The sequence below is a fragment of the Paenibacillus dakarensis genome (assembly GCF_001373415.1).
Lineage (GTDB): Bacteria > Bacillota > Bacilli > Paenibacillales > Paenibacillaceae > Paenibacillus_AQ > Paenibacillus_AQ dakarensis.
This window is the reverse complement of sequence record NZ_CDSE01000073.1, coordinates 1-9,914: the sequence shown is the minus strand read 5'-3', so window position 1 is coordinate 9,914 and position 9,914 is coordinate 1. Positions and strand designations below refer to the sequence as shown.

Below are 9,914 nucleotides of genomic sequence, written 5' to 3'. Positions count from 1 at the left end.
TTAGCAAGCTTTTTTTTGAAAAAGTTTTTCGATTGAAATGCTGTGATATATCAATCCGCTTGAAGCGGCAAGAAATAATATACCACAGCCTTTCTAACTTGGTCAACCCTTTTTCATCAATAAATGACTTCTTCTATAAATAGCTGTCGTTGCTGCATCAGATTAATAATCTGGCCACTTACGGATACCATAGGACGTGTAGGATGTGACTTATCGGTAAATACGATTTCACCTACATCATTATTGCTCAATCTTACCTTGGTGCCATTATGGAATGATGTAACTTTGATAACAAAGGTTTGGACGATCAGCGGGTCCAGTTTCCCGAAAGCCTCCGACTGGATCTGCTCAAGCACCACATAAGGCGATTGGGCCCTCCGATAAAACTTATCTAGGGTCATGGCATGATATATATCAGTTACTGCAACAATCCGCGCATAGGTATGAATTTTCGTGCCGTTTAGCCTTAATGGGTAACCTGATCCATCCACCTTTTCATGATGCTGAAGGGCAGCCAGACGTACACCCTCATTCAGAGCAGGTACATTTTTTAGTATCTGATAGCCGTATGTTGTGTGCCGCCGCATTTCTTCACTCTCTTCAGGCGTCAGCTTGGATGGCTTGTTCAAGATTAAGGGATCGATCTTTGCATTGCCGATATCATGTAGAAGTCCGGCGAAAGCAACTTGCAACCAGTCCTTCTGCGGGAGGCCAATCCACTGAGCTAGTTTATACGATGATAAGGAACATAATACGGCATTATGATATCTATAGTCGTGCCTGCTCGTCATGCGTGGCATAAATTTAAGTATATGATAATCCGTCAGTTGTTTGAGCATGGATTCCAATTGAGTGCGGATCTCATAAATACGAAGGTCTCCAGTAATAGCTGATTGGTAACAGCTTTTTACAAGTGCAAGTGTTTTATCATATTCCTCATGCAGGGGCTGATTTTTTCTAGTAACAGCTTCTTCATTTTCTGAGTTAGCAGATGACTCTGAAAAAATAAGCGCTGGTTTCTTACCGGCTGTTTTTATAGTTGGGACTTTGGACTTATCAATATCATTCACTTCGATATAAACCTGCTCCACCTGAAATGCTCTAAGCACCTCCAGGTCCCTTGGCAATATCACCTTGCCCTTTTGAAGCAATAGACCGCCCAGAGGCGTATGCACATCCTTAGTCAGTTTTACACCCGGTTGTAGTTCACTCACGGCTTTGATCGTCATGATCAACCTCTCCATCTATTATGTCAGCTAAGTCTTACCTTTGCGTCAGCCAATTTTCACCTTATTTTATTCAACATTATAGTACTACTTACTCAGCCTGTCCAAGCTAATTAACTAAATTTGCATCTAATTTCTTCTATTTCTTAAACTTCTGATTTAATACAAAAAAAGAGCATGGATACGTTCGCATCCACACTCTTTTCGTATATTTATTCTTGATCGGATGACTCAGATGTTTCCTCTCCGCTATCGGACGCTTCGATTCCATCTTCCTCAGTGCTCTCGTCATTTTCCTCGCTCTTGTCAGCGCGGCATACCGTAGCTACTGCATCATCTTCACGGATATTGATCAATTTTACACCTTGCGCATAGCGTCCCATTGTAGAGATACCATCCATGCTGGTCCGAATGATCGTTCCGCTGGCCGTTATAATCATTAAGTCTTCTTCGGACTTCACGACTTTCAGTCCTACCACAAGACCATTCTTATCGGTAACATTAATCGTCTTAATCCCTTTACCGCCGCGGGTCTGTGAGCGATAATCACTAGCCGGAGTCCGCTTACCGTAACCCTTAGCAGTCACGATGAGGATATCGAGATCCTGGTCAACAACGTCCATGCCGATAACAGCATCATCGCTGTCAAGTGTAATACCTTTTACGCCCGTCGCACTCCGTCCCATGGAACGCACATCGCTCTCCTTGAAGCGGATCGACATTCCCTGAGCGGTACCCATGATGATCTCTCGCTGTCCGTCTGTCAGCTTAACATCGATCAGGGAGTCGTCTTCACGAAGGTTGATCGCGATCAAGCCGCCTTTTCGGATATTCACGTAATCCTCAAGCGGAGTCTTCTTCACAACACCTTGACCAGTCGCGAAGAACAGGTACTGTTCGCTATCAAAGCTCTCTACCGGAATAACCGCATTAACCGTTTCACCTTGTTCAATCTGAATCAGGTTAATAATAGGTGTCCCGCGGGCTGTCCGGCTGAGCTCTGGAATCTCGTATGCCTTCAAACGATACGCTTTACCTTTGTCCGTAAAGAACATGAGGTAGTGGTGAGAGTTGGTTACGAATAGATGCTCTACAAAATCCTCGCTCTTCGTATCCATCCCCACAACACCGCGTCCGCCCCGCTTCTGACTGCGGTACGTATTGGCAGGCAATCGTTTGATATAACCGGTATGGGTAATCGTAATAATAACTTCCTCACGCGGAATCAGATCCTCATCAAGGATACTGTCCTCACCCACCGTAATTTCTGTACGGCGCTCGTCGCTGAAGCGCTCTTTGATTTCTTGAAGTTCATCGCTGATGATCTGCAAGATCAACTGCTCGTCAGCCAGAATTTCACGCAGCTCCGCAATTCTCTTCATGAGCTCTTGGTATTCGTTCTCAATCTTCTCGCGCTCTAAACCTGTCAGGCGCTGGAGACGCATATCCAGAATAGCCTGAGCCTGTTCATAGGTGAGACCAAATCGCTCAATCAGGCCATCACGAGCCGCTTCTGTCGTCTGGGAAGCACGGATCAACGCAATAACCTCATCCAGATGATCCAGAGCGATTCGTAAACCTTCGAGGATATGGGCACGTGCCTCCGCTTTTTTGAGTTCAAACTCTGTCCGGCGGCGGATAACGCTGACCTGGTGCTCAAGGTAATAGTACAACACATCGCGCAGGTTCAATATTTTAGGCTCGTTATTTACGATCGCGAGCATGTTAATACCAAAGTTAGTCTGCATGGATGTATGCTTATACAAGTTATTCAGCACGACGTTCGGATTCACGTCACGACGCAGCTCAATAACGATACGCATCCCGTTACGGTCAGACTCATCACGAAGGTCTGTAATGCCATCGATCCGTTTATCGCGGACGAGCTCGGCAATTTTTTCAACCAGACGTGCTTTATTGACCTGATAAGGAATCTCGTGAACCACAATTCTGGCCTTGTTGTTATTCTCTTCAATGGTTGCTTTCGCACGCATCGTTACAGACCCGCGGCCTGTCTGATACGCTTGACGAATACCCGAGCGGCCAATGATATAACCGGCTGTCGGGAAATCCGGACCTTGGATATAATCCATCAGTTCCAAAGACGTAATATCCGGATTGCGAATAAGTGCTTGAACGCCGTCTATAACTTCTCCAAGATTATGAGGTGGAATATTCGTCGCCATACCTACCGCAATACCTGATACCCCGTTTACGAGCAAGTTGGGATAACGTGCAGGAAGAACAACCGGCTCTTGCTCTTCACCGTCATAGTTAGGTATAAAATCAATGGTCTCTTTATTGATATCGCGCAGCATTTCCATGGCTACTTTGGATAGACGTGCCTCCGTATAACGCATTGCCGCTGCCATATCACCGTCGATAGAACCGAAGTTGCCGTGTCCGTCAACGAGCATATATCGCATAGAGAAGTCTTGGGCCATACGTACCATGGCTTCATAAACAGCCGAATCACCATGGGGATGATATTTACCAATAACTTCGCCGACGATTCTTGCAGATTTCTTATGTGGTTTATCCGGGGCCATTCCAAGCTCAGACATCGCATATAAAATACGACGGTGAACCGGCTTGAGCCCGTCCCGCACATCCGGCAGAGCCCGGCTGACAATGATACTCATCGCATAATCCATAAAGGATTCACGCATCTCCGTACCAATGTCCCGATCTTTAATTTGGGAGAAATTTTCTTCCGCCATGCTGGACCTCCTTCATTTTCCTATCAATCATGCCTGTATCTATGTGAAAAAAGCAGAATAGTGAACAATTATGCAAATCCATCAATCTTAATTATATTACTTTCACAAAACCAGCACAATTAAACGTTGCTTGATCATGCACCGGAAAGTATATATTTCGCCCGGATCTGGGGAAGCGCCCTGTCCTCCGCGCTAATTTTCACATACAATGCAGGGCAAAGGATTTTCGAAAATCATAATAAACAATATCTAGTGTTCGCATCTTTATATTATACCATTGTTTGCTCCCCTTGTCCTATGTTTTCAGGGTATAGAAACGTATTGACAAGATTTGAAATGACATTTCAACCCTTTATCAATCTTGTAATTAAATGAGAACCGGAAAGGATGAATATGGTTGACTTTACAACGCGTTTCAAGCAAATGGACAAAAACAAATATGATACTTAAAAACAAAGGGCTCGCCTCATATGTTCCAACGACCCGTCTCTACTCACTCGAAGCACTTGAACAAATGCTCGAGACGCATACACTCGTCTATATTAAGCCTGACCGAGGAACCTACGGCAATGGTGTGATGTGTGCAGAAATAATAATGGACAATAAAGCTGAGTCAGATAACACTGACAGCACCAGCACAAAGACATATAGACTCCGTTATGAAACGAAGACAGAAAATTTTACGTCACTGGTCCAACTCGATAAGACGATATTAAGCCTTTGTCAGAACAGGAAATACTTAATTCAACAAGGAATTCGCCTGCTTCGTCATAAAGGCCATCCCTTTGATCTTCGAGTACTTGTCCAGAAGACACCTTGGGGACTTTGGGAAAGTACAGGAATCATCGGCCGTGTCGCTGCCAAGCATAAAATCATAACGAATCATCACAGCGGCGGCACTGTGAAACACTTTAGCACACTGATGAGCGAGCATATGACAGCAGGTGAGATCGAAAATATCCGTCAGGAGCTGAAAGAACTCGGAGTCCATGTCGCATCACAACTTCAAAAGTTTTATCCGAATATTAAAGAAATTGGACTCGATGTAGCGATTGACAGCAGATGGAGCATTTGGATTCTAGAAGTGAACACCAAGCCAGCCCTGTTCCCTTTCAAGAAATTTTTCAAGGATCCATCTATTTATCAAAAAGTTAAAAAGTACGCTAATGCTTACGGAAGATTTGTCAAATAAGCCGTATCAAAAAAGCGTGCAGAATATTCTGCACGCTTTTAAAGGATCCCGGGGACTTAAAATATCCCCGCAGATCCCCTCTTGTTGTCCTACACTGCATGGCTGTAAAACGCCTGCTTATACGTCGAGGTTACGAACAAGCTTCGCATGTTCATGTATGAAATCACGGCGTGGTTCAACATTGTCGCCCATTAGTGTATCAAAAATGCTGTCTGCCAAGATAGCATCCTCAATCGTCACCTGCAGCATGGTACGGCTCTCTGGGTCCATTGTCGTTTCCCACAGCTGGCCTGAGTTCATCTCACCAAGACCTTTATAACGCTGGACATTATATTTGGCGTTCTCGCCAAACTCGGCGATGATCTCATCGCGTTCCTTCTCGGAGCCGGCATAGCGGACAACCTTATTGCGCTCGATCTTGAAGAGCGGCGGCTGAGCAATGTAGATATATCCCGCTTCAACAATCTTGCGCATGTAACGGTAGAAGAACGTCAGCAGCAATGTACGAATATGCGCACCATCGACATCCGCATCGGTCATGATAATGATCTTGTGATAACGAGCTTTACTGATATCAAAGTCATCCCCGATACCGGTACCCATAGCCGTAATAATCGCCCGGATCTCTGCGTTGGACAAAATACGGTCAAGCCGTGCCTTCTCAACGTTCAGAATTTTACCGCGCAGCGGCAGAATCGCCTGGAAATGACGATCACGTCCCTGCTTCGCAGAGCCGCCGGCGGAGTCACCTTCGACGATATACAGCTCACTGATGGAAGCATCCTTGGAGGAGCAGTCCGCCAGTTTACCAGGAAGAGCGCTGACTTCAAGCGCACTCTTACGGCGTGTCATCTCCCGAGCCTTACGCGCTGCTTCGCGCGCTCGGGATGCAGACAATGCTTTATCCAATACGCGGCGGGCAACAGCCGGGTTCTCCTGGAGGAACTCCTGCAGCTTCTCGGAGAATAGAGATTCAACGATTCCGCGCACTTCACTGTTACCGAGCTTGGTTTTCGTCTGTCCCTCAAACTGAGGTTCAGGAATTTTGACGGAAATAATGGCCGTCAAGCCTTCACGGACATCATCACCTGTCAGATTGGAGCTGTTATCCTTGATAAACCCTGTTTTGCGGGCATAATCATTGATAATCCGAGTCAGTGCACTTTTAAAACCGGATTCATGTGTGCCGCCCTCATGGGTATTAATATTATTAGCAAAAGAATAAATGTTCTCTGTATAGCCGTCATTGTACTGCAGCGATACTTCTACCTGGATATTATCACGGGCACCCTCAACGTAAATCGGCTCCTCATGCAGAACTTCCTTCTTCTCGTTCAAATACTTGACGTACTCTATAATCCCGCCTTCGTATTTGAAGAAGTTGGAGGCACCAGTGCGTTCATCGGTCAGAGTCAGTCCAATCCCTTTATTCAGGAACGCAAGCTCTCTAATCCGGGTAAGAAGCGTATTGTAATCAAACTCTGTCGTCTCCGTGAAAATCTCGGGATCCGGCAGGAAGGTTACGGTTGTACCGTGATCATCCGTGTCCCCGACAATCTTGATGTCATACTGAGGAACACCCCGATGATATTCCTGCTGATAAATATGTCCGTCACGTCTTACTTGAACGACAACTTTCGAGGAAAGAGCATTCACGACAGAGACACCAACACCGTGCAAACCGCCCGATACCTTGTATCCTCCACCGCCGAATTTACCTCCGGCATGAAGGACCGTCATAACAACTTCAAGGGTGGACTTCTTCAGCTTGGCATTCTCACCAACTGGAATCCCCCGTCCGTTATCCACTACGGTAATACTATTATCTGGACGAACGAAGACCTCAATATGATCGCAAATGCCGGCCATCGCTTCGTCAATACTGTTGTCCACCACTTCCCATACCAAATGATGCAAACCCTTGGCACTCGTAGATCCAATATACATACCCGGACGTTTCCGTACGGCTTCCAATCCTTCGAGTACCTGAATCTGGTTCTCATCATATGCTGGTTGATTCATAGACATGCCTTCACCTACTTCTACAGATTCTGTTATGCGTAAGCAACAAATATGTTTGCTCTTTTCTTCAGGGTTGCAGAAGAGATCGGGGAATAGTATACGATACTCTTCGTTACGACGATCGATTTAGGATCCTCTTCACCAATATGCTCGATAATCTTATGCTGCTGTGCATGCATGATAAACTGCTTGGATAATTTCGATGACTTCTCAATGGAGACATCAAAAATCCCAACCAGCTCCGATGACCGGATAATCTTTTCTCCACCCAAATGAATATATATACGAATCCACTCCTTAAGAGTCCACCTGTCCGCTATGGACATGAAAAATGCTGGCACCCTTCATTTTGTCGGTATTCAAACTTTCAATTCCCGTCGCCGTGATGAATGTCTGCACCTTCGTCTGGAATGTTTCAATCAACTGAGTTTGACGGTAGGGATCAAGTTCCGAGAGAACGTCGTCCAAGAGCAGCACAGGATATTCCCCGATTTCCTCTTGTATCAGCTCTATTTCAGCCAGTTTAAGAGACAGCGCGGTCGTCCGCTGCTGGCCCTGTGATCCGTACGTTTGCACTTCCTTGCCGTTTATATAAAAGGCGAGATCGTCTCGATGAGGACCTGCCAGAGTCATACCGCGCCGAATTTCCTGCTCTTTCATTTGTGATAATTTTATCATAAATGTCTCAAATAAGACAGCTTCATCTTCTTCCTCACTATCTGCGAACGAGGGAAGATACTGCAATCTCAGCTCCTCGATCCCGTTGGTAATGCCCTGGTGGATCGATTCTGCCCACTTTTGCAGCTTTTTTATAAATTGTTTCCTCTTCTTAACGATTTTAACACCATGCTCAACCAGCTGCATATTCCATATATCCAGCATCGCCTGCTGTGATGCATCTTTCCCCCAAAGCGTCTTTAGGAGATTGTTACGCTGAAGGAGCACTTTCTGATATTGCTGCAAGTGAAAAAGATAGCTCGGTGTGACTTGTCCGATTTCCATATCAAGAAACCGGCGGCGCACCCCCGGTGTTCCCTTCACGATCTCCAAATCCTCCGGCGCAAACATAACTACATTCAGCGAACCGATGAAATCACTCAGCTTCCGCTGTTCAAGCCCATTGATTTTAGCCTTCTTCCCTTGGGAGGAAAGTGACAGCTCAAGCTTCAAGGAGCCGTATTTCTTCTCCACCTCAGCCGATATATGAGAGCTGGATGCTTCGAAAGAGATGAGTTCCTTATCTTTGGATGTGCGGTGGCTTTTTGTCAGCGCAAGGACGAACAGGGCCTCAACCAGATTGGTTTTGCCCTGTGCATTCTGTCCAATGATGAGATTTACGTCTCCGAAGGAGTCCAGCTGCAAGGATTCATAATTCCGATAATGATGCAGGCTGATGTTATTAACAAACAAACTTATCCTCTCCCTCGTTTCCCGCTCTTACGTCAAAAAGGTCAAAAGCGGCAGCGGGAGGCTGCTTTATTCTGCAGCGACCTGAAAAGTGCCGCAGTCCTCCACCTTGATGATGTCTCCCGGATACAATTTACGTCCGCGCCGCTCTTCGGGCTCGTCATTCACTCTGACTGCTCCCTCCTGGAGAAGCGCTTTGGCCATGCCGCCTGTGGATACACAGTCTGCCAGCTTCAAAAATGAATCCAGTTTAATATATTCACTGTGGATAACGATTTGCTTCATGTTGTATTCCTTTCATCCCCTTCACCTGGGGATAACTTTAATTGGTTGTACGATAAGGCAGGATGATGTACAAGCACTGGCTGTTGTCGAGCGGCTTCAGAATGATCGGGCTCATCACACCGGTAAATGCAATCATAAGCTGCTCGCTTTCGATAACCTTCAGCACGTCAAGCATATATTTAGAGTTAAAGGAAATGCGCAGTGACTCCCCTTTAAAATCGATAAGCTCAAGCTCTTCGCGGACTTTCCCCAGCTCAGAGGAACTTGAGGAAATCTCAATTCCGCCATTCTCCATCGTCTGCATACGCACAATATTTGTTTTTTCCTCTTTGGACAGCAAATAAGCACGATCAATGGATTCGCTGAGTTTTTTTGTATCCAGAACGAGTTCTGTTTTGTACGTTGTCGGAATAATCCTAGAAGTATCCGGATAAACCCCGTCCAGAATACGGGAGTAGAACAACACGCGGTCGATTTTGAACAACACCTGGTTGTCTGCAACCACGATATCCACGAGTGTATTTTGATCCGGTACGATTTTGCTCAGCTCATTCAGCGTCTTACCTGCGATAACCACATTGCTGAATTTAATATCCTCAGTACCCTCCAGCTGCGCTGAACGTGTTGCCAAGCGGTGGCGGTCTGTCGCCGTAAACTTCAGCTCATTATCTGCCAGGTTCCAGAGAACCCCTGTCAAAATAGGAGTAGTTTCATGAGTGGAAATGGAGAACACGGTTTGTTTAATCATATTCTTCAGCAGGTCACCTGGAATGGAAACCGTCTGATTGCCTTCAATGCTAGGAAGTACCGGGAACTCTTCCGGATCCAGTCCAACCATCTGAATTTCGGTAGCTCCTGAAGAGATAAATGTCTGGAAATTATCTTTAACCTCCATCTGAACCTCTTGGGAAGGAAGCTTCTTGATGATTTCTACAAAAAATTTAGCAGGAAGAACGACACTTCCGGGTCTCTCAACCTGAACGATCGTCTGCTTATCATCTTCTGCTGGAATAAAAGATTGAATTGAAATATCAGTATCACTGGCGGTTAAGGTCACACCTT

Annotated in this window: 8 protein-coding genes; 1 reads left to right on the top strand and 7 read right to left on the bottom strand. The window is 45.8% G+C overall.

Annotated features, from left to right (window positions below):
- Positions 1-116 precede the first annotated feature (116 nt).
- Both BN1234_RS16635 and gyrA read right to left on the bottom strand, forming a co-directional pair.
- Complete coding sequence (locus tag BN1234_RS16635) at positions 117-1,229, bottom strand: cyclic di-GMP phosphodiesterase (protein WP_054957787.1); 1,113 nt, start codon at positions 1,227-1,229, stop codon at positions 117-119.
- Between the two features lie 209 nt (positions 1,230-1,438).
- Positions 1,439-3,946: a DNA gyrase subunit A gene (gyrA, locus tag BN1234_RS16630; RefSeq protein WP_054957786.1), complete on the bottom strand. Its 2,508-nt coding sequence runs from the start codon at positions 3,944-3,946 to the stop codon at positions 1,439-1,441.
- Between the two features lie 397 nt (positions 3,947-4,343).
- On the opposite strand from gyrA, the gene BN1234_RS16625 reads away from it, so the two are divergent.
- The gene (locus tag BN1234_RS16625) at positions 4,344-5,138 is read left to right on the top strand and encodes a YheC/YheD family protein (protein ID WP_054957785.1); all 795 of its coding nucleotides are present in this window, start codon (positions 4,344-4,346) and stop codon (positions 5,136-5,138) included.
- Positions 5,139-5,255: 117 nt separating this feature from the next.
- Here BN1234_RS16625 and gyrB read toward each other — a convergent pair whose 3' ends face one another.
- The 5 genes from gyrB to dnaN form a co-directional block, all read right to left on the bottom strand.
- Positions 5,256-7,166 carry a DNA topoisomerase (ATP-hydrolyzing) subunit B gene (gene gyrB / locus BN1234_RS16620; protein ID WP_054957784.1) on the bottom strand — a complete coding sequence of 637 codons (1,911 nt, stop codon included), beginning with the start codon at positions 7,164-7,166 and terminating at the stop codon, positions 5,256-5,258.
- A 26-nt stretch (positions 7,167-7,192) separates the two neighbouring features.
- Positions 7,193-7,444, bottom strand: a complete 252-nt coding sequence (remB, locus tag BN1234_RS16615) for an extracellular matrix regulator RemB (protein WP_054957788.1) — start codon at positions 7,442-7,444, stop codon at positions 7,193-7,195.
- 13 nt (positions 7,445-7,457) lie between these two features.
- Positions 7,458-8,570 (bottom strand): DNA replication/repair protein RecF, encoded by a 1,113-nt coding sequence (gene recF / locus BN1234_RS16610; RefSeq protein WP_054957783.1) that lies wholly within the window; start codon positions 8,568-8,570, stop codon positions 7,458-7,460.
- Positions 8,571-8,636: 66 nt separating this feature from the next.
- Entirely contained in the window at positions 8,637-8,852 is a 216-nt protein-coding gene (gene yaaA / locus BN1234_RS16605) for a S4 domain-containing protein YaaA (protein WP_054957782.1), read from the bottom strand.
- 37 nt (positions 8,853-8,889) lie between these two features.
- Positions 8,890-9,914 (bottom strand): DNA polymerase III subunit beta (gene dnaN, locus BN1234_RS16600; RefSeq protein WP_054957781.1); only part of this gene is annotated, 1,025 nt, incomplete at its 5' end.